Genomic DNA, 22,315 nt, shown 5'->3' on the forward strand with positions numbered 1-22,315 from the left:
AAGTTTAATCGTGCTGATAATCAATATTTAAATCATTAATATCGTCTTCAGTAACCACTCTATCTTGAAGCACAACAGTTGTTATCGCTCCACCAGGGTCTGATTCACCATTGGCATCAATAGTGATTTGGGTAGATACCGCCGAAGCTTGGTCTGCCACTTCATTTCCGCTACTATCAAGGAAAGCAAAATTTAAATATTCTGCTAAATTATCTTGAGTAACAGCTTCATCACTATTAATAACCTCACTAAGATCTAACACATCATTAGTTGTATCAAAGTCCACTAATTTAGCATCTTCTTGTGAATTGATAACAAAGTTTTCAATTTCATTATCATCACCATAAAGAATTAGACCTTCTTCAGGAGTACCTGGTACTTGCTGAGTAATCTGCAGATTATCTACAAACGCAATTTCATCATTAGCGGTAGAATCAACCTGTAATTCCAGAGTTAAATGCCCTTGGCTATCTAGCTGTGCTTCAAACTCATATTGATGACCATCATTGCTTGTAGAGTTATCATTGCCATCATAGATACTATTAAACTGGCTTTCTTTCTCTATACCGTTGGCAAAAACTTTGAAGTAGTCTTTAGAACCACCGGATAATTCCCAACCACCGGCAATATTCATATCAAAGCTAACTGTAACTGTTTGATTAGCATTCTCTACACCATAGTCAAATGTTTTTGATACAGTTTCGTCTCTTTGAATTCGTAGCTCTCCATTTGAAGTATCCGCATTTGAACTCCAACCGGTTAGACCAGAATCAAAATTCTCTGAAGTTATTACTTGCTCAGAAGTAGTTGAAGATTCAACATTCACAAAGATTCTAACATCAAACGAAGTTGGATCACCATCTTGGTCAACAGCAGTCACACCAAATGTTTTCATGGTATCAGATGCAAACTCAGTTGATCTACCAGAGTAACTATATTGACCTGTAGTAAAGTCAAAAGTTAAGTTACCTTGTCCAGCAATCTCTATACCTGTTGTAGGGAAGTCATTTGCATTATAGTCGACACCATCAACGGTAATATGATCAATAGATATAGTACCATTACCACCAGAAATATTATCTAGAGTGGTACCAGAACCAATATTATCAAAAGCACCACCAGATACGGTTAGCTCTGGAGCTAATGTATCTGCTAACTCCGATTCATCTGTAACAATGGTTGTTTCAACATTACCTGCATTAGCCAACACATCAAGATAATCAATATTGGTAATACCTTCTCCTAAAGCAATTACGTGAAGATCATCAACATTGTTATCAACAAATGTATTCCAACCATCAATATAATTGACATCTAAATAAGTCCCTGCAGGCCCAGCATTACCACCATCATTATTTTCTGCCGTTGGTTCTCCATCAGAGATAAAGTAAGCAACTGTTTTATCAGCAACTGGCTCTGTAGAGGCGAAATTAGTATAAGTTTTTAATACTGCATCTTCGTAGTTAGTAGAACCGCCAGCAGACAGTGCATTAATTGCATTAATTGCATCAGTTACAGACATCCATTGCGAAGCCGTTGCACTACTACTGAAGGTGACAAGTTTTACATTAACGTTTCCAAATGTATCATAGGCATTTAACATTTGCCCTAATGCATCTTTAGCTAATGCCAATCGGTTAACGTTTGAACTGTTATTCGTCATACTGCCAGAAATATCCAAAGTAATAACAACATTGGTATCTTGCGATAATGCATCACTTGTAAAGTCCATACCACGAACTTCATCAATAGATTGAGGCTGCAAGTCTTCATAAACTGAGTGACCATTAATATCAACAGTTAAGGTTGAAGTTGTGCTATCTCCATCATTATCCGTCATTGTATAGTCAAATGTAGCTTGTAGCGTTTCACCATCTTGAAGAGCATCTTTGGTTTCTCTATTTAACGTAAACTCATAACTACCATCAGCATTACCAGTAAAGGTACCGTATGGGCTAGTTATAGTATCCCAAACCACACCCGTATCAGAACCATCTGCACCGGCTTCAGCAGACACAGTACCTGTAACCGTAGGCAAAGAATCAACAGATTGAACAGAACCAACTACCTCAAATGTATTGGCCTCACCTTCATTTGTGTAAATAACTTCAACGGCGTCACCATTAGCATCTTTGAATCCGTCAATGCTAATAATGTAATCTTGGTTATCTACCGTAACAGTTTGTTGTGTTGATGGCAGTGTAATAATATCACGTGGATCTGCACCATCATTCGGAGTCTCATTATGGTCAATTGGAATATCAAAGCTGATTGGGTATGTCACCCCATTAATTAAGATATCCATTTGCATGGTTAATGTAACAGAGTCTAACGTTTCACCGGTAACTGGGAAGTTATTGTGGGTGAATGTACCCAAAACAATTGAATCACCCGCATTGACCGTTGTAGACACATTTGAACTTAAAATCTGATTATCAACTAAATCATAACCTGATGGACCATCTGTTCCAGATCCCCATTGAAGTTCATCAATATAAGAATCTGAGTCGTTATTAAATTGTGATATACCAGAGTTATCACTTGCTGTCGATATTGGATTTGACCAACCAGCAGAGTAATTTCTGATTTCAATGACATCCAAATTAACATCCATTACATTGGTTGTTGGTTGTGCATCTGGTGAATCGTCTTCTACAGTAACCGTTAATGTATTGTTTGCAGATTGAATACCATCCGATACATTAACACCAAGATCAAACGATAATTCACCTTCAATATTATCACCATAAGTATGATCAACAGGCCCTGACAAAGTCACCGTGTAATCACCATTATTATCAATAACAGCACGAATAATCTCATCTGAACCTGCAGTACCAATTAATGGATTAGCCGCTGTTCCATCACCCGACCATTGAATCGTAACACCATCAGATTTAATGATGGTTGTAGGGGCTGTTAACGTGACACTTAAAGTATCATTTGTATCAACATCTGAAACAGATAATGAACCAGTATATACTTTGCCAGCACCAAGATCACTTGATCCAATCGTATCTTCAATACCCCCAGCAAGGAGTTCTTCAGATACTCGAGCATCACCATGGCCACATACAGGCCCATCATTAGTACCAGTTACATTAATGACAAGTTCAGCTGTGTCAGAGCCACCTTCTCCATCGCTCACGGTATATGTAAATGTATCCGTCACAGATTGACCCGCTGACAAAGCATTTGCTGCAGGTTGATTTGCAATATAGGTATATGAACCATCTGGATTTAAAGTCAAAGAACCATAAACACCAACAAGCGGCGTAGAAACATTACCTGAAGTACCTGATCCCGTTTCAGAACCAGTACGTATTGCAGATACAGTTAATGAATCTCCATCTGGATCTACATCTTGACCGTTTCCGTTAATAACACCATTAGCAGCAGTAACAGTTAAAGTCGCATCTTCTAATACACTTCCAGAATCATCCTCTGCAATCGGTGATGGGTTAGAAACATCCCAATTAAATGTTTGTTCTGTAGGTGGGTTTGCACCATCAGTAGCTGAGATTGTTACGGTATAGACACCATCTGAATTAGTTCCACCTTGAGAAGCACTATGATCAATCGTTCCAGAAATAACACCTGTCGATGGATCAATAGTCAGTCCTGGCGGTAATCCAGTCGCTGAATACGTCAAAGAATTATCATCAGTAAAACTTGATGATACATCAAGAGTTATTAAATCTGAATCCTCATCAGATTGATCAACAATAGGTGTCGAAGATGGAGATTCGTCATCATCCGTAATCGTCGTGATGACTTCCGCTTGCCCTAATGACACCGCTTCGTAACCACCTGTTCCATAGTTGGTGATCTCGACTTTGTAGTCTTCTGAGTTTTCTTTGATGGCGTCTTCTACGTTATCGATTGTAAATTTCGCTTCGGTTAGACCCGCTGGAATCGTTACGTTTTGGGTGCCAACTACCACATCTCCGTTTGTCGTAATATTGGAGGTCGTAATCTCGATAACCATGTCCGCAAGTGGCGCATTGGTCACGCTTAGGGTGTATTCAACCGCATCACCTTCGAGGGTGCTCGTCGATCCACTCAGACTTAATTCCGTACCGCTATCTGGTGTATCTGGGATACCTGGAATACCTGGAGGTGGTGTTGGATCACTTGCGTCAATGATCGTGGTCGTGACACTGTTCGCTGCCGCGTCAACCGCTACCGCTTCGAATTGGGCTCCGCTTGCACTAACGATTTCAGCGACGAAGTTTTCGCCACTATCGGCTATCGCATCGTCTGTCGTTTGCACTGTGAAGGTCGCTGAGCTTTGATTCGCTGGAATTGTTACGGTTTTGTCAACACTGATGTAGTCCACATCGCCTGTCGCTGGGTTCGTTACCGCTTCTAGCGTTTTGACTACAACGTCTATTGGGCTTGAAGAGACGGTATCTGTTGAGACGGTATAGGTTGCTTGATTGCCTTCCCATACTGTTTTGTCACCGTCAATGCTGACTGTGGCTCCGACATCTTTTTCGTTCGGTTGATCTGGGTTGTTTGGATCGTATGGATTCGTCTCATCTAGGATCGTTCCAGTCGCCGTTTGCCCTCCAATCGTCAAGGTGTAGTATTCGCCACTGTCGGCTAACGCATCGTCTGTAACTGTCGTGCTCACGGTGAAGCTGGTAACTCCCGCTGGGACCGTAATCAGTCCGGTATTGGCATCGTAACTCACGCCATCACTAAACACAGGTGTACCATGATCCACCGCTTGTGTGGTCGTATCCACTAGGCTGAAGGAATAGACTTCATCGGTTGTACTCTGACCACTCATCGTGACTGTGTGTACTAGGTTGTTGTTTGCCGTACCTTCAGTTTGCGTGTCATCCGTGATGCTCACAACCGTCACGCTGTCATCATCCGTGATCGTCGTGATGACTTCCGCTTGCCCTAATGACACCGCTTCGTAACCACCTGTTCCATAGTTGGTGATCTCGACTTTGTAGTCTTCTGGGTTTTCTTTGATGGCGTCTTCTACGTTATCGATTGTAAATTTCGCTTCGGTTAGACCCGCTGGAATCGTTACGTTTTGGGTGCCAACTACCACATCTCCGTTTGTCGTAATATTGGAGGTCGTAATCTCGATAACCATGTCCGCAAGTGGCGCATTGGTCACGCTTAGGGTGTATTCAACCGCATCACCTTCGAGGGTGCTCGTCGATCCACTCAGACTTAATTCCGTACCGCTATCTGGTGTATCTGGGATACCTGGAATACCTGGAGGTGGTGTTGGATCACTTGCGTCAATGATCGTGGTCGTGACACTGTTCGCTGCCGCGTCAACCGCTACCGCTTCGAATTGGGCTCCGCTTGCACTAACGATTTCAGCGACGAAGTTTTCGCCACTATCGGCTATCGCATCGTCTGTCGTTTGCACTGTGAAGGTCACTGAGCTTTGATTCGCTGGAATTGTTACGGTTTTGTCAACACTGATGTAGTCCACATCGCCTGTCGCTGGGTTCGTTACCGCTTCTAGCGTTTTGACTACAACGTCTATTGGGCTTGAAGAGACGGTATCTGTTGAGACGGTATAGGTTGCTTGATTGCCTTCCCATACTGTTTTGTCACCGTCAATGCTGACCGTGGCTCCGGCATCCGGTGTATCTGGGATACCTGGAATACCTGGAGGTGGTGTTGGATCACTTGCGTCAATGATCGTGGTCGTGACACTGTTCGCTGCCGCGTCAACCGCTACCGCTTCGAATTGGGCTCCGCTTGCACTAACGATTTCAGCGACGAAGTTTTCGCCACTATCGGCTATCGCATCGTCTGTCGTTTGCACTGTGAAGGTCACTGAGCTTTGATTCGCTGGAATTGTTACGGTTTTGTCAACACTGATGTAGTCCACATCGCCTGTCGCTGGGTTCGTTACCGCTTCTAGCGTTTTGACTACAACGTCTATTGGGCTTGAAGAGACGGTATCTGTTGAGACGGTATAGGTTGCTTGATTGCCTTCCCATACTGTTTTGTCACCGTCAATGCTGACCGTGGCTCCGGCATCCGGTGTATCTGGGATACCTGGAATACCTGGAGGTGGTGTTGGATCACTTGCGTCAATGATCGTGGTCGTGACACTGTTCGCTGCCGCGTCAACCGCTACCGCTTCGAATTGGGCTCCGCTTGCACTAACGATTTCAGCGACGAAGTTTTCGCCACTATCGGCTATCGCATCGTCTGTCGTTTGCACTGTGAAGGTCGCTGAGCTTTGATTCGCTGGAATTGTTACGGTTTTGTCAACACTGATGTAGTCCACATCGCCTGTCGCTGGGTTCGTTACCGCTTCTAGCGTTTTGACTACAACGTCTATTGGGCTTGAAGAGACGGTATCTGTTGAGACGGTATAGGTTGCTTGATTGCCTTCCCATACTGTTTTGTCACCGTCAATGCTGACCGTGGCTCCGGCATCCGGTGTATCTGGGATACCTGGAATACCTGGAGGTGGTGTTGGATCACTTGCGTCAATGATCGTGGTCGTGACACTGTTCGCTGCCGCGTCAACCGCTACCGCTTCGAATTGGGCTCCGCTTGCACTAACGATTTCAGCGACGAAGTTTTCGCCACTATCGGCTATCGCATCGTCTGTCGTTTGCACTGTGAAGGTCACTGAGCTTTGATTCGCTGGAATTGTTACGGTTTTGTCAACACTGATGTAGTCCACATCGCCTGTCGCTGGGTTCGTTACCGCTTCTAGCGTTTTGACTACAACGTCTATTGGGCTTGAAGAGACGGTATCTGTTGAGACGGTATAGGTTGCTTGATTGCCTTCCCATACTGTTTTGTCACCGTCAATGCTGACCGTGGCTCCGGCATCCGGTGTATCTGGGATACCTGGAATACCTGGAGGTGGTGTTGGATCACTTGCGTCAATGATCGTGGTCGTGACACTGTTCGCTGCCGCGTCAACCGCTACCGCTTCGAATTGGGCTCCGCTTGCACTAACGATTTCAGCGACGAAGTTTTCGCCACTATCGGCTATCGCATCGTCTGTCGTTTGCACTGTGAAGGTCACTGAGCTTTGATTCGCTGGAATTGTTACGGTTTTGTCAACACTGATGTAGTCCACATCGCCTGTCGCTGGGTTCGTTACCGCTTCTAGCGTTTTGACTACAACGTCTATTGGGCTTGAAGAGACGGTATCTGTTGAGACGGTATAGGTTGCTTGATTGCCTTCCCATACTGTTTTGTCACCGTCAATGCTGACTGTGGCTCCGACATCTTTTTCGTTCGGTTGATCTGGGTTGTTTGGATCGTATGGATTCGTCTCATCTAGGATCGTTCCAGTCGCCGTTTGCCCTCCAATCGTCAAGGTGTAGTATTCGCCACTGTCGGCTAACGCATCGTCTGTAACTGTCGTGCTCACGGTGAAGCTGGTAACTCCCGCTGGGACCGTAATCAGTCCGGTATTGGCATCGTAACTCACGCCATCACTAAACACAGGTGTACCATGATCCACCGCTTGTGTGGTCGTATCCACTAGGCTGAAGGAATAGACTTCATCGGTTGTACTCTGACCACTCATCGTGACTGTGTGTACTAGGTTGTTGTTTGCCGTACCTTCAGTTTGCGTGTCATCCGTGATGCTCACAACCGTCACGCTGTCATCATCCGTGATCGTCGTGATGACTTCCGCTTGCCCTAATGACACCGCTTCGTAACCACCTGTTCCATAGTTGGTGATCTCGACTTTGTAGTCTTCTGGGTTTTCTTTGATGGCGTCTTCTACGTTATCGATTGTAAATTTCGCTTCGGTTAGACCCGCTGGAATCGTTACGTTTTGGGTGCCAACTACCACATCTCCGTTTGTCGTAATATTGGAGGTCGTAATCTCGATAACCATGTCCGCAAGTGGCGCATTGGTCACGCTTAGGGTGTATTCAACCGCATCACCTTCGAGGGTGCTCGTCGATCCACTCAGACTTAATTCCGTACCGCTATCTGGTGTATCTGGGATACCTGGAATACCTGGAGGTGGTGTTGGATCACTTGCGTCAATGATCGTGGTCGTGACACTGTTCGCTGCCGCGTCAACCGCTACCGCTTCGAATTGGGCTCCGCTTGCACTAACGATTTCAGCGACGAAGTTTTCGCCACTATCGGCTATCGCATCGTCTGTCGTTTGCACTGTGAAGGTCACTGAGCTTTGATTCGCTGGAATTGTTACGGTTTTGTCAACACTGATGTAGTCCACATCGCCTGTCGCTGGGTTCGTTACCGCTTCTAGCGTTTTGACTACAACGTCTATTGGGCTTGAAGAGACGGTATCTGTTGAGACGGTATAGGTTGCTTGATTGCCTTCCCATACTGTTTTGTCACCGTCAATGCTGACCGTGGCTCCGGCATCCGGTGTATCTGGGATACCTGGAATACCTGGAGGTGGTGTTGGATCACTTGCGTCAATGATCGTGGTCGTGACACTGTTCGCTGCCGCGTCAACCGCTACCGCTTCGAATTGGGCTCCGCTTGCACTAACGATTTCAGCGACGAAGTTTTCGCCACTATCGGCTATCGCATCGTCTGTCGTTTGCACTGTGAAGGTCACTGAGCTTTGATTCGCTGGAATTGTTACGGTTTTGTCAACACTGATGTAGTCCACATCGCCTGTCGCTGGGTTCGTTACCGCTTCTAGCGTTTTGACTACAACGTCTATTGGGCTTGAAGAGACGGTATCTGTTGAGACGGTATAGGTTGCTTGATTGCCTTCCCATACTGTTTTGTCACCGTCAATGCTGACCGTGGCTCCGGCATCCGGTGTATCTGGGATACCTGGAATACCTGGAGGTGGTGTTGGATCACTTGCGTCAATGATCGTGGTCGTGACACTGTTCGCTGCCGCGTCAACCGCTACCGCTTCGAATTGGGCTCCGCTTGCACTAACGATTTCAGCGACGAAGTTTTCGCCACTATCGGCTATCGCATCGTCTGTCGTTTGCACTGTGAAGGTCACTGAGCTTTGATTCGCTGGAATTGTTACGGTTTTGTCAACACTGATGTAGTCCACATCGCCTGTCGCTGGGTTCGTTACCGCTTCTAGCGTTTTGACTACAACGTCTATTGGGCTTGAAGAGACGGTATCTGTTGAGACGGTATAGGTTGCTTGATTGCCTTCCCATACTGTTTTGTCACCGTCAATGCTGACCGTGGCTCCGGCATCCGGTGTATCTGGGATACCTGGAATACCTGGAGGTGGTGTTGGATCACTTGCGTCAATGATCGTGGTCGTGACACTGTTCGCTGCCGCGTCAACCGCTACCGCTTCGAATTGGGCTCCGCTTGCACTAACGATTTCAGCGACGAAGTTTTCGCCACTATCGGCTATCGCATCGTCTGTCGTTTGCACTGTGAAGGTCACTGAGCTTTGATTCGCTGGAATTGTTACGGTTTTGTCAACACTGATGTAGTCCACATCGCCTGTCGCTGGGTTCGTTACCGCTTCTAGCGTTTTGACTACAACGTCTATTGGGCTTGAAGAGACGGTATCTGTTGAGACGGTATAGGTTGCTTGATTGCCTTCCCATACTGTTTTGTCACCGTCAATGCTGACCGTGGCTCCGGCATCCGGTGTATCTGGGATACCTGGAATACCTGGAGGTGGTGTTGGATCACTTGCGTCAATGATCGTGGTCGTGACACTGTTCGCTGCCGCGTCAACCGCTACCGCTTCGAATTGGGCTCCGCTTGCACTAACGATTTCAGCGACGAAGTTTTCGCCACTATCGGCTATCGCATCGTCTGTCGTTTGCACTGTGAAGGTCGCTGAGCTTTGATTCGCTGGAATTGTTACGGTTTTGTCAACACTGATGTAGTCCACATCGCCTGTCGCTGGGTTCGTTACCGCTTCTAGCGTTTTGACTACAACGTCTATTGGGCTTGAAGAGACGGTATCTGTTGAGACGGTATAGGTTGCTTGATTGCCTTCCCATACTGTTTTGTCACCGTCAATGCTGACCGTGGCTCCGGCATCCGGTGTATCTGGGATACCTGGAATACCTGGAGGTGGTGTTGGATCACTTGCGTCAATGATCGTGGTCGTGACACTGTTCGCTGCCGCGTCAACCGCTACCGCTTCGAATTGGGCTCCGCTTGCACTAACGATTTCAGCGACGAAGTTTTCGCCACTATCGGCTATCGCATCGTCTGTCGTTTGCACTGTGAAGGTCACTGAGCTTTGATTCGCTGGAATTGTTACGGTTTTGTCAACACTGATGTAGTCCACATCGCCTGTCGCTGGGTTCGTTACCGCTTCTAGCGTTTTGACTACAACGTCTATTGGGCTTGAAGAGACGGTATCTGTTGAGACGGTATAGGTTGCTTGATTGCCTTCCCATACTGTTTTGTCACCGTCAATGCTGACCGTGGCTCCGGCATCCGGTGTATCTGGGATACCTGGAATACCTGGAGGTGGTGTTGGATCACTTGCGTCAATGATCGTGGTCGTGACACTGTTCGCTGCCGCGTCAACCGCTACCGCTTCGAATTGGGCTCCGCTTGCACTAACGATTTCAGCGACGAAGTTTTCGCCACTATCGGCTATCGCATCGTCTGTCGTTTGCACTGTGAAGGTCACTGAGCTTTGATTCGCTGGAATTGTTACGGTTTTGTCAACACTGATGTAGTCCACATCGCCTGTCGCTGGGTTCGTTACCGCTTCTAGCGTTTTGACTACAACGTCTATTGGGCTTGAAGAGACGGTATCTGTTGAGACGGTATAGGTTGCTTGATTGCCTTCCCATACTGTTTTGTCACCGTCAATGCTGACTGTGGCTCCGACATCTTTTTCGTTCGGTTGATCTGGGTTGTTTGGATCGTATGGATTCGTCTCATCTAGGATCGTTCCAGTCGCCGTTTGCCCTCCAATCGTCAAGGTGTAGTATTCGCCACTGTCGGCTAACGCATCGTCTGTAACTGTCGTGCTCACGGTGAAGCTGGTAACTCCCGCTGGGACCGTAATCAGTCCGGTATTGGCATCGTAACTCACGCCATCACTAAACACAGGTGTACCATGATCCACCGCTTGTGTGGTCGTATCCACTAGGCTGAAGGAATAGACTTCATCGGTTGTACTCTGACCACTCATCGTGACTGTGTGTACTAGGTTGTTGTTTGCCGTACCTTCAGTTTGCGTGTCATCCGTGATGCTCACAACCGTCACGCTGTCATCATCCGTGATCGTCGTGATGACTTCCGCTTGCCCTAATGACACCGCTTCGTAACCACCTGTTCCATAGTTGGTGATCTCGACTTTGTAGTCTTCTGGGTTTTCTTTGATGGCGTCTTCTACGTTATCGATTGTAAATTTCGCTTCGGTTAGACCCGCTGGAATCGTTACGTTTTGGGTGCCAACTACCACATCTCCGTTTGTCGTAATATTGGAGGTCGTAATCTCGATAACCATGTCCGCAAGTGGCGCATTGGTCACGCTTAGGGTGTATTCAACCGCATCACCTTCGAGGGTGCTCGTCGATCCACTCAGACTTAATTCCGTACCGCTATCTGGTGTATCTGGGATACCTGGAATACCTGGAGGTGGTGTTGGATCACTTGCGTCAATGATCGTGGTCGTGACACTGTTCGCTGCCGCGTCAACCGCTACCGCTTCGAATTGGGCTCCGCTTGCACTAACGATTTCAGCGACGAAGTTTTCGCCACTATCGGCTATCGCATCGTCTGTCGTTTGCACTGTGAAGGTCGCTGAGCTTTGATTCGCTGGAATTGTTACGGTTTTGTCAACACTGATGTAGTCCACATCGCCTGTCGCTGGGTTCGTTACCGCTTCTAGCGTTTTGACTACAACGTCTATTGGGCTTGAAGAGACGGTATCTGTTGAGACGGTATAGGTTGCTTGATTGCCTTCCCATACTGTTTTGTCACCGTCAATGCTGACCGTGGCTCCGGCATCCGGTGTATCTGGGATACCTGGAATACCTGGAGGTGGTGTTGGATCACTTGCGTCAATGATCGTGGTCGTGACACTGTTCGCTGCCGCGTCAACCGCTACCGCTTCGAATTGGGCTCCGCTTGCACTAACGATTTCAGCGACGAAGTTTTCGCCACTATCGGCTATCGCATCGTCTGTCGTTTGCACTGTGAAGGTCGCTGAGCTTTGATTCGCTGGAATTGTTACGGTTTTGTCAACACTGATGTAGTCCACATCGCCTGTCGCTGGGTTCGTTACCGCTTCTAGCGTTTTGACTACAACGTCTATTGGGCTTGAAGAGACGGTATCTGTTGAGACGGTATAGGTTGCTTGATTGCCTTCCCATACTGTTTTGTCACCGTCAATGCTGACCGTGGCTCCGGCATCCGGTGTATCTGGGATACCTGGAATACCTGGAGGTGGTGTTGGATCACTTGCGTCAATGATCGTGGTCGTGACACTGTTCGCTGCCGCGTCAACCGCTACCGCTTCGAATTGGGCTCCGCTTGCACTAACGATTTCAGCGACGAAGTTTTCGCCACTATCGGCTATCGCATCGTCTGTCGTTTGCACTGTGAAGGTCACTGAGCTTTGATTCGCTGGAATTGTTACGGTTTTGTCAACACTGATGTAGTCCACATCGCCTGTCGCTGGGTTCGTTACCGCTTCTAGCGTTTTGACTACAACGTCTATTGGGCTTGAAGAGACGGTATCTGTTGAGACGGTATAGGTTGCTTGATTGCCTTCCCATACTGTTTTGTCACCGTCAATGCTGACCGTGGCTCCGGCATCCGGTGTATCTGGGATACCTGGAATACCTGGAGGTGGTGTTGGATCACTTGCGTCAATGATCGTGGTCGTGACACTGTTCGCTGCCGCGTCAACCGCTACCGCTTCGAATTGGGCTCCGCTTGCACTAACGATTTCAGCGACGAAGTTTTCGCCACTATCGGCTATCGCATCGTCTGTCGTTTGCACTGTGAAGGTCACTGAGCTTTGATTCGCTGGAATTGTTACGGTTTTGTCAACACTGATGTAGTCCACATCGCCTGTCGCTGGGTTCGTTACCGCTTCTAGCGTTTTGACTACAACGTCTATTGGGCTTGAAGAGACGGTATCTGTTGAGACGGTATAGGTTGCTTGATTGCCTTCCCATACTGTTTTGTCACCGTCAATGCTGACCGTGGCTCCGGCATCCGGTGTATCTGGGATACCTGGAATACCTGGAGGTGGTGTTGGATCACTTGCGTCAATGATCGTGGTCGTGACACTGTTCGCTGCCGCGTCAACCGCTACCGCTTCGAATTGGGCTCCGCTTGCACTAACGATTTCAGCGACGAAGTTTTCGCCACTATCGGCTATCGCATCGTCTGTCGTTTGCACTGTGAAGGTCGCTGAGCTTTGATTCGCTGGAATTGTTACGGTTTTGTCAACACTGATGTAGTCCACATCGCCTGTCGCTGGGTTCGTTACCGCTTCTAGCGTTTTGACTACAACGTCTATTGGGCTTGAAGAGACGGTATCTGTTGAGACGGTATAGGTTGCTTGATTGCCTTCCCATACTGTTTTGTCACCGTCAATGCTGACTGTGGCTCCGACATCTTTTTCGTTCGGTTGATCTGGGTTGTTTGGATCGTATGGATTCGTCTCATCTAGGATCGTTCCAGTCGCCGTTTGCCCTCCAATCGTCAAGGTGTAGTATTCGCCACTGTCGGCTAACGCATCGTCTGTAACTGTCGTGCTCACGGTGAAGCTGGTAACTCCCGCTGGGACCGTAATCAGTCCGGTATTGGCATCGTAACTCACGCCATCACTAAACACAGGTGTACCATGATCCACCGCTTGTGTGGTCGTATCCACTAGGCTGAAGGAATAGACTTCATCGGTTGTACTCTGACCACTCATCGTGACTGTGTGTACTAGGTTGTTGTTTGCCGTACCTTCAGTTTGCGTGTCATCCGTGATGCTCACAACCGTCACGCTGTCATCATCCGTGATCGTCGTGATGACTTCCGCTTGCCCTAATGACACCGCTTCGTAACCACCTGTTCCATAGTTGGTGATCTCGACTTTGTAGTCTTCTGGGTTTTCTTTGATGGCGTCTTCTACGTTATCGATTGTAAATTTCGCTTCGGTTAGACCCGCTGGAATCGTTACGTTTTGGGTGCCAACTACCACATCTCCGTTTGTCGTAATATTGGAGGTCGTAATCTCGATAACCATGTCCGCAAGTGGCGCATTGGTCACGCTTAGGGTGTATTCAACCGCATCACCTTCGAGGGTGCTCGTCGATCCACTCAGACTTAATTCCGTACCGCTATCTGGTGTATCTGGGATACCTGGAATACCTGGAGGTGGTGTTGGATCACTTGCGTCAATGATCGTGGTCGTGACACTGTTCGCTGCCGCGTCAACCGCTACCGCTTCGAATTGGGCTCCGCTTGCACTAACGATTTCAGCGACGAAGTTTTCGCCACTATCGGCTATCGCATCGTCTGTCGTTTGCACTGTGAAGGTCACTGAGCTTTGATTCGCTGGAATTGTTACGGTTTTGTCAACACTGATGTAGTCCACATCGCCTGTCGCTGGGTTCGTTACCGCTTCTAGCGTTTTGACTACAACGTCTATTGGGCTTGAAGAGACGGTATCTGTTGAGACGGTATAGGTTGCTTGATTGCCTTCCCATACTGTTTTGTCACCGTCAATGCTGACCGTGGCTCCGGCATCCGGTGTATCTGGGATACCTGGAATACCTGGAGGTGGTGTTGGATCACTTGCGTCAATGATCGTGGTCGTGACACTGTTCGCTGCCGCGTCAACCGCTACCGCTTCGAATTGGGCTCCGCTTGCACTAACGATTTCAGCGACGAAGTTTTCGCCACTATCGGCTATCGCATCGTCTGTCGTTTGCACTGTGAAGGTCACTGAGCTTTGATTCGCTGGAATTGTTACGGTTTTGTCAACACTGATGTAGTCCACATCGCCTGTCGCTGGGTTCGTTACCGCTTCTAGCGTTTTGACTACAACGTCTATTGGGCTTGAAGAGACGGTATCTGTTGAGACGGTATAGGTTGCTTGATTGCCTTCCCATACTGTTTTGTCACCGTCAATGCTGACCGTGGCTCCGGCATCCGGTGTATCTGGGATACCTGGAATACCTGGAGGTGGTGTTGGATCACTTGCGTCAATGATCGTGGTCGTGACACTGTTCGCTGCCGCGTCAACCGCTACCGCTTCGAATTGGGCTCCGCTTGCACTAACGATTTCAGCGACGAAGTTTTCGCCACTATCGGCTATCGCATCGTCTGTCGTTTGCACTGTGAAGGTCACTGAGCTTTGATTCGCTGGAATTGTTACGGTTTTGTCAACACTGATGTAGTCCACATCGCCTGTCGCTGGGTTCGTTACCGCTTCTAGCGTTTTGACTACAACGTCTATTGGGCTTGAAGAGACGGTATCTGTTGAGACGGTATAGGTTGCTTGATTGCCTTCCCATACTGTTTTGTCACCGTCAATGCTGACCGTGGCTCCGGCATCCGGTGTATCTGGGATACCTGGAATACCTGGAGGTGGTGTTGGATCACTTGCGTCAATGATCGTGGTCGTGACACTGTTCGCTGCCGCGTCAACCGCTACCGCTTCGAATTGGGCTCCGCTTGCACTAACGATTTCAGCGACGAAGTTTTCGCCACTATCGGCTATCGCATCGTCTGTCGTTTGCACTGTGAAGGTCACTGAGCTTTGATTCGCTGGAATTGTTACGGTTTTGTCAACACTGATGTAGTCCACATCGCCTGTCGCTGGGTTCGTTACCGCTTCTAGCGTTTTGACTACAACGTCTATTGGGCTTGAAGAGACGGTATCTGTTGAGACGGTATAGGTTGCTTGATTGCCTTCCCATACTGTTTTGTCACCGTCAATGCTGACCGTGGCTCCGGCATCCGGTGTATCTGGGATACCTGGAATACCTGGAGGTGGTGTTGGATCACTTGCGTCAATGATCGTGGTCGTGACACTGTTCGCTGCCGCGTCAACCGCTACCGCTTCGAATTGGGCTCCGCTTGCACTAACGATTTCAGCGACGAAGTTTTCGCCACTATCGGCTATCGCATCGTCTGTCGTTTGCACTGTGAAGGTCACTGAGCTTTGATTCGCTGGAATTGTTACGGTTTTGTCAACACTGATGTAGTCCACATCGCCTGTCGCTGGGTTCGTTACCGCTTCTAGCGTTTTGACTACAACGTCTATTGGGCTTGAAGAGACGGTATCTGTTGAGACGGTATAGGTTGCTTGATTGCCTTCCCATACTGTTTTGTCACCGTCAATGCTGACCGTGGCTCCGGCATCCGGTGTATCTGGGATACCTGGAATACCTGGAGGTGGTGTTGGATCACTTGCGTCAATGATCGTGGTCGTGACACTGTTCGCTGCCGCGTCAACCGCTACCGCTTCGAATTGGGCTCCGCTTGCACTAACGATTTCAGCGACGAAGTTTTCGCCACTATCGGCTATCGCATCGTCTGTCGTTTGCACTGTGAAGGTCACTGAGCTTTGATTCGCTGGAATTGTTACGGTTTTGTCAACACTGATGTAGTCCACATCGCCTGTCGCTGGGTTCGTTACCGCTTCTAGCGTTTTGACTACAACGTCTATTGGGCTTGAAGAGACGGTATCTGTTGAGACGGTATAGGTTGCTTGATTGCCTTCCCATACTGTTTTGTCACCGTCAATGCTGACCGTGGCTCCGGCATCCGGTGTATCTGGGATACCTGGAATACCTGGAGGTGGTGTTGGATCACTTGCGTCAATGATCGTGGTCGTGACACTGTTCGCTGCCGCGTCAACCGCTACCGCTTCGAATTGGGCTCCGCTTGCACTAACGATTTCAGCGACGAAGTTTTCGCCACTATCGGCTATCGCATCGTCTGTCGTTTGCACTGTGAAGGTCGCTGAGCTTTGATTCGCTGGAATTGTTACGGTTTTGTCAACACTGATGTAGTCCACATCGCCTGTCGCTGGGTTCGTTACCGCTTCTAGCGTTTTGACTACAACGTCTATTGGGCTTGAAGAGACGGTATCTGTTGAGACGGTATAGGTTGCTTGATTGCCTTCCCATACTGTTTTGTCACCGTCAATGCTGACCGTGGCTCCGGCATCTGGTGAGTTAGGATCATTTGGAATATATGGTCCAGTTTCATCAAGAATAACTCCCGTTCCAGTGTCACTAGAATCAACGATCTGAGGATCTGTTGTGGTCGCTCCAAGAATGACGGTTTCAGAACCTTCATTAAGAGCATCATCTTTGACCGCAACACGAACTTGAACCGCACTCGCATCCGCTGGCAATGTGATATTACCTGATACCGGCTGCCAGTTTCTTCCATCGAAATATTCTAAGGTGCTGTTGTAGTCGTCTCCACTGGTTGCAGTTCCACTTGTGTTCAGAGCAACTTCAACGTCTGTTCCTACTGGATTTGATAGGCTAACTGTGTAGGTCAGGTACACACCATCGGCTTCCTGAACCGTTCCTGCATCCCCGATGACTACGCTCGCGGTAATATCTTCAACAATAGTGTTCTGAACGGCATCTCGAGGAACGTCATTGAAAACTTGGTTGTTTACGCTTGTTTCAAAACCTGATGTAACGTCACCCGTCATTGCAATACGCTCAACAATAACACCGCCGTCAGAGGCACTGCCTACTACAAATCCTTCGCCAGCGGCGGTTGCTTCAAGTGCATCAAAGTTACCTTCTAATATTGCTTGTTGGAGTGCTTCAATATCAACTGTGCCTTCGGTTCCTGAATCCAACATACTTGCCTGTCCAGAAACATCATCATCTAAACGCATTTGGGTATCTCTACCTAAAGTAAGTAAAGATCCGTTAACCATGTCAACAACAACTCCACCCTTGCTTGAGGTTTGTATAATCTCACCTGCAAAAACAGGACTACCTGCCTCAAGAACGCGTGATTCACCTGTAACAGGATTTATAGCACGGACAATACCTTCTAATTTTGTAACATTACCGACGATTGTAGACATTTTTTGCACTCCAAATTTGCACTGAACATCAAGCTATTAAAACTCTAATTAAACACATCATACTCCCACCAAACAAATCAAACTACTGTACCTAAGGACAGTATGAATTATTAAGAGTAAAAACAATTTGTTATAACAACTAAAGGAGGTAGATTGGTTGTTAACAACCACTAGATGTAGTGATGAAAAAATCAAAAATACTTTGATGTTTTATACAATCGTTTTTTACCCTATGATTAAATCAACAATTATTTTTTGTTAGACAACATAAGGAGCATAGTCATGGCTGTCATTAATCCTAGTCTTGCATCTACTGCACTTACCATGCAGAACCAACAGAATGGAACTCAAGTCAAAACTAACGAGAAGCTTGATGAAAATAGTGAAAGCTCGACAAAACCTATTATTAACAATAGCTCGGTGACATTATCTTCAGCAATTGAAAAGTCTGAAAACGATTATTTAGACCTTAAGGCTACTCAGACAACTAATGAAAAGACGGCAATGACTGGCACAAGTAATGACTCTACTGGAATGACTAGTGGTTTAACTTATGCATCTAACTTACAAACACAAAACAACTACTTTTCACTTCAAGCTAACGATAAAAAATAAACTAGATTATCTATAACCTTTTAATTTACCAGGCCTGGTAAATTGAATGAAAATAGTTCCTTTCCCACAACTACTAGTAAACTGAGTTATGCTTTTGGGAATATCAGCTGGTGGTTAAGTCAATCAAAATAATCAACCAGCAGCCATAATAACCAATAGATAATTCTTTTCATAACCCGTTCAACCAATCCAACTTAAAAAAACTGTAAACGGCTTCACTACAAATCACACCAAGCCAAATTAACAAAAAGGAAGCGAGATAATGACACCAAGAGAACGCTATCTTAAATTGGAACAACACCTTAGAGAAGAAAACCCCGTTCTTATTGATATCATTAACAACTATCGTGAATTGGACAAGGTTGGCTATAAAATTGGTCTACTAACTAAAGAGCAATCATATGCTACGCAAATTTCATGGTGGCCATTAATTTCGGTTCTTGGTACCTTTTCAGCAGGTAAATCTACCTTTATTAATGGTTATACTGGCAAAAATCTACAGACCACAGGAAACCAAGCCGTTGATGATAAATTTACCGTTCTTTGCTATGGCTCAAATGATGAGGTTACTACCTTACCAGGCTTGGCTTTAGATTCTGACCCACGCTTTCCATTTTTTGGCATCAGTAAAGAGATAGAAAAAGTGGAAACCGGTGAAGGCAGTCGCATAGACAATTACTTGCAATTAAAAACGACTAATGCCGATGTTTTAAAGGGCAAAATTTTAATTGACTCTCCAGGATTTGATGCCGATTCACAACGTGATTCTACTCTTCGTATTACCAATCATATTATTAATATGTCTGACTTAGTATTAGTGTTTTTTGATGCACGTCATCCTGAACCTGGAGCTATGAGAGACACTCTAGAACATCTAGTTGCTACCACTATTGCTCGAAAAGATGCCGATAAAATACTCTATATACTTAACCAAATAGATACTGCGGCCAAAGAAGATAATCCCGAAGAGGTTATTAGTTCTTGGCAGAGAGCTATTTCAAGCCAGGGATTAATTGGTGGTAATTTTTACACTATTTACAATGAAGAGTCGGCCAATGACTTTACAGACCCAGCCCTTGAAGAACGTTTTAAACGCAAAAAAGACATTGATCTCGCTCGCATACACTCTCGTATAGACAAGGTTAGCACTGAACGTACTTATCGTATTGCCCATGCGATGGAAAACATTATTGATGAGATACATGAGCACAAAATTCCACTCATTAAAAAGGCTATAAGTGCATGGCGTAAAAAAGTCATTACCACAGATATTGTGGTGTTTGCAGGCCTGCTCATTGCTCTATTTTATGGCTTAAATACGTTTGGTTATTTTGATATTCCCATGAGCGATTGGCCTCTTATTAAGCTGGCTAATGAATCCATTTATTTTGGCATTGGAATAACCGCTCTTTTTGTCATTATCGTGCTGATAATTCATGGTTACATTCGTGCTAAATTTGCTCGTTGGGATGCCAATAGATTAGAAAAAACCGATCCTCAACTTGCCAATGCATTACGCCATAACACTCGTTTTTGGCGTCGTATGTTTCCAAAAGAACCTAGAGGCTGGTCAAACCGCAACCGTCGTAAATTAAATAATATTGTTAATGCTAGCAAAAAAGCAATTCAGGCTTTAAATGACCAATTTGCCAACCCATCTGGAAGAACAGATGATAGTAAAGAGGCACAAACAAAGTCTAATGACTCCATAGCCAATGACTCAAAAGAAAATTTGTCAAAACTAGACTCCCTCGAAAAATCTTATGATGAGACCAAGCCCATTAACGACAATAAATCAAATGAAGAGTTAGAAACTATTATTGATAACGAGGAATCCAAAACCGTCAAATCTGAAAAATAATTATTGCGCTCTTGTTTAGATTTAAAAAAGATAGAATAGGGTTAAATAACCCTACTCTAATTGCATGATTTTTTATCATGGCAAAGTTTTTTTAATAACCCTATTAGTTTTTCATACTCTTTCAAGGCTTTCTCAAGCCTTACCTATTGCTCAAAAAACCATAACTTAGTAAACTTTTCAGTAACTTAAATATAGTTTCCAACATATTCGAGTTGCTCCAAAATATAGTCTTAAAAACCTCAAAACATATCCCTGTGTTAAAAACATGGTTTTTATGCTCCTCAACTTTGAAAGGCACAGTACCGACCATACTGTGCTTTTTTTTTGCCAAAACCTCCTAAAAAAACCTACAATTTAAACAACATAACTGGAGCAACTTCATGCAAAACAAATCTGAACACAAACACTACAAACACGGTCACGGCAGTGATGAACAACATAAAAAAGACCAAGCCCTTTTTAGTCATCTGCTTGAACACCACAAAGAACTTAAACGCAGCACCGAACGTTTACCCAACGGTATTTGTAGTCGTACAACATCTGAATCTCCAAAATTAGCTAAAATTATTCAAGAACACGTTATAGGCATGGAAAAACGTTTTGGAATGGGCCGCGCAATTCGTTCTTGGGATCCATTATTTGCTGCTTTGTTTGAATACAAAGATCAAATTAATATGCAATATCGCAATATTGAAGATGGGGTAGAAGCGACTTTAACCAGTGATGACCCTAAAATCATTGAATTGATTCATTGTCATGACGATACCTTACACGGTTTTGTAGACGATGGTTTTGATGCAGGTAAAAGAGAGAGCCCTAAACCAAGTTGGCTAAAAGACTAACGTTTTCTCTAGCTAACTTATTTACTTGCTTTGGTAAACTTGTTTTGATTAAAAATGGTGTTATTTCACTGACTTGAAAACGGATGATTTAACCCTATAAAAAGTTAAATAAACGTAAAATTGGAAAAACATCATGATTATTATGTGCCCACACTGTGCCGGTTTAAACCGCGTACCTGATGACAAACTTTCTAATCAAGCAAGCTGTGGTAAATGTAAAGCACCGCTATTTAGCGGTAAACCTCTTGAGATGAATGGTCAGCAATTTACCCGTGCTTTACAAAAAACAGACCAACCTTTAGTAGTCGATTTTTGGGCTCCTTGGTGCGGTCCTTGCCAAGGTTTTGCACCTACTTTTGCTCAAGCGGCTGCACAATTTGAACCCAAGGCTCGGTTTATTAAAATCAACACTGAAAATGAACAACAGATTGCGGGTCAGTTTGGCATTAGATCAATACCCACCTTGGCCATTTTTCAATCCGGCAAAGAAATTACCAGAATGGCTGGGGCGATGGATTTTAGAAACTTTAGCCTTTGGTTAGAGCAAAATTTACCTAAATAAACAGCACTCTTAGGGTTTTAAGATGGTTATACTGTTTTAAAACCCACAATCCATTGTTCAATACAGACTTCAATCACAATGTTGTTTATTAAACATAATCATTCACTAACATTAACTAAGAGAATCACATGGAATTAGGCTCACCAGAACACAAACAGCTACTTACTCAGGGCATTATCAAGGTTGCGTTAAAAACCATCTTCCTGGGCTTTATTTTAGGCGTAATTCTATTTATTCCATTACTGCTTAGAGAAAACACCTTCTCGATTGGTGTGGCTTACTTAGGCACAGCGATTTTAGTTGGCTCTGTGGTTTATGCTTTAAGTTTAGCTTGGAAGAAATACCAGCGAATCATTAAGCCTTTTGACGAAACTTATCGCTCAAAATAGGTCGAAATAGGTCTTTTTAAAAAATACCAGGCCTGGTAAATTTAATTTGCCCTGTAATCTATGGTT

6 protein-coding genes are annotated in these 22,315 nt (G+C 45.6%); 5 read left to right on the plus strand and 1 reads right to left on the minus strand.

Annotated features, from left to right (window positions below):
- Positions 1 to 4: 4 nt before the first annotated feature.
- Positions 5 to 17,980: a Calx-beta domain-containing protein gene (locus ACORJQ_RS01175; protein ID WP_321325261.1), complete on the minus strand. Its 17,976-nt coding sequence runs from the start codon at positions 17,978 to 17,980 to the stop codon at positions 5 to 7.
- 282 nt (positions 17,981 to 18,262) lie between these two features.
- Here ACORJQ_RS01175 and ACORJQ_RS01180 point away from each other — a divergent pair, with 282 nt between their 5' ends.
- The 5 genes from ACORJQ_RS01180 (at position 18,263) to ACORJQ_RS01200 (ending at position 22,249) form a co-directional block, all read left to right on the plus strand.
- Complete coding sequence (locus ACORJQ_RS01180; protein WP_321325262.1) at positions 18,263 to 18,595, plus strand: hypothetical protein; 333 nt, start codon at positions 18,263 to 18,265, stop codon at positions 18,593 to 18,595.
- A gap of 262 nt (positions 18,596 to 18,857) precedes the next feature.
- The gene (locus ACORJQ_RS01185; protein WP_321325263.1) at positions 18,858 to 20,456 is read left to right on the plus strand and encodes a dynamin family protein; all 1,599 of its coding nucleotides are present in this window, start codon (positions 18,858 to 18,860) and stop codon (positions 20,454 to 20,456) included.
- A gap of 380 nt (positions 20,457 to 20,836) precedes the next feature.
- Positions 20,837 to 21,298 carry a hypothetical protein gene (locus ACORJQ_RS01190; RefSeq protein ID WP_321325265.1) on the plus strand — a complete coding sequence of 154 codons (462 nt, stop codon included), beginning with the start codon at positions 20,837 to 20,839 and terminating at the stop codon, positions 21,296 to 21,298.
- A 133-nt stretch (positions 21,299 to 21,431) separates the two neighbouring features.
- Positions 21,432 to 21,860 (plus strand): thioredoxin TrxC, encoded by a 429-nt coding sequence (gene trxC / locus ACORJQ_RS01195; RefSeq protein WP_321325267.1) that lies wholly within the window; start codon positions 21,432 to 21,434, stop codon positions 21,858 to 21,860.
- 128 nt (positions 21,861 to 21,988) lie between these two features.
- On the plus strand, positions 21,989 to 22,249 hold the full coding sequence (locus tag ACORJQ_RS01200; RefSeq protein WP_321325269.1) for a hypothetical protein: 261 nt from the start codon (positions 21,989 to 21,991) through the stop codon (positions 22,247 to 22,249).
- Positions 22,250 to 22,315: the final 66 nt, after the last annotated feature.

The sequence above is a fragment of the Thiomicrorhabdus sp. genome, from assembly GCF_963662555.1.
Taxonomy (GTDB): domain Bacteria; phylum Pseudomonadota; class Gammaproteobacteria; order Thiomicrospirales; family Thiomicrospiraceae; genus Thiomicrorhabdus.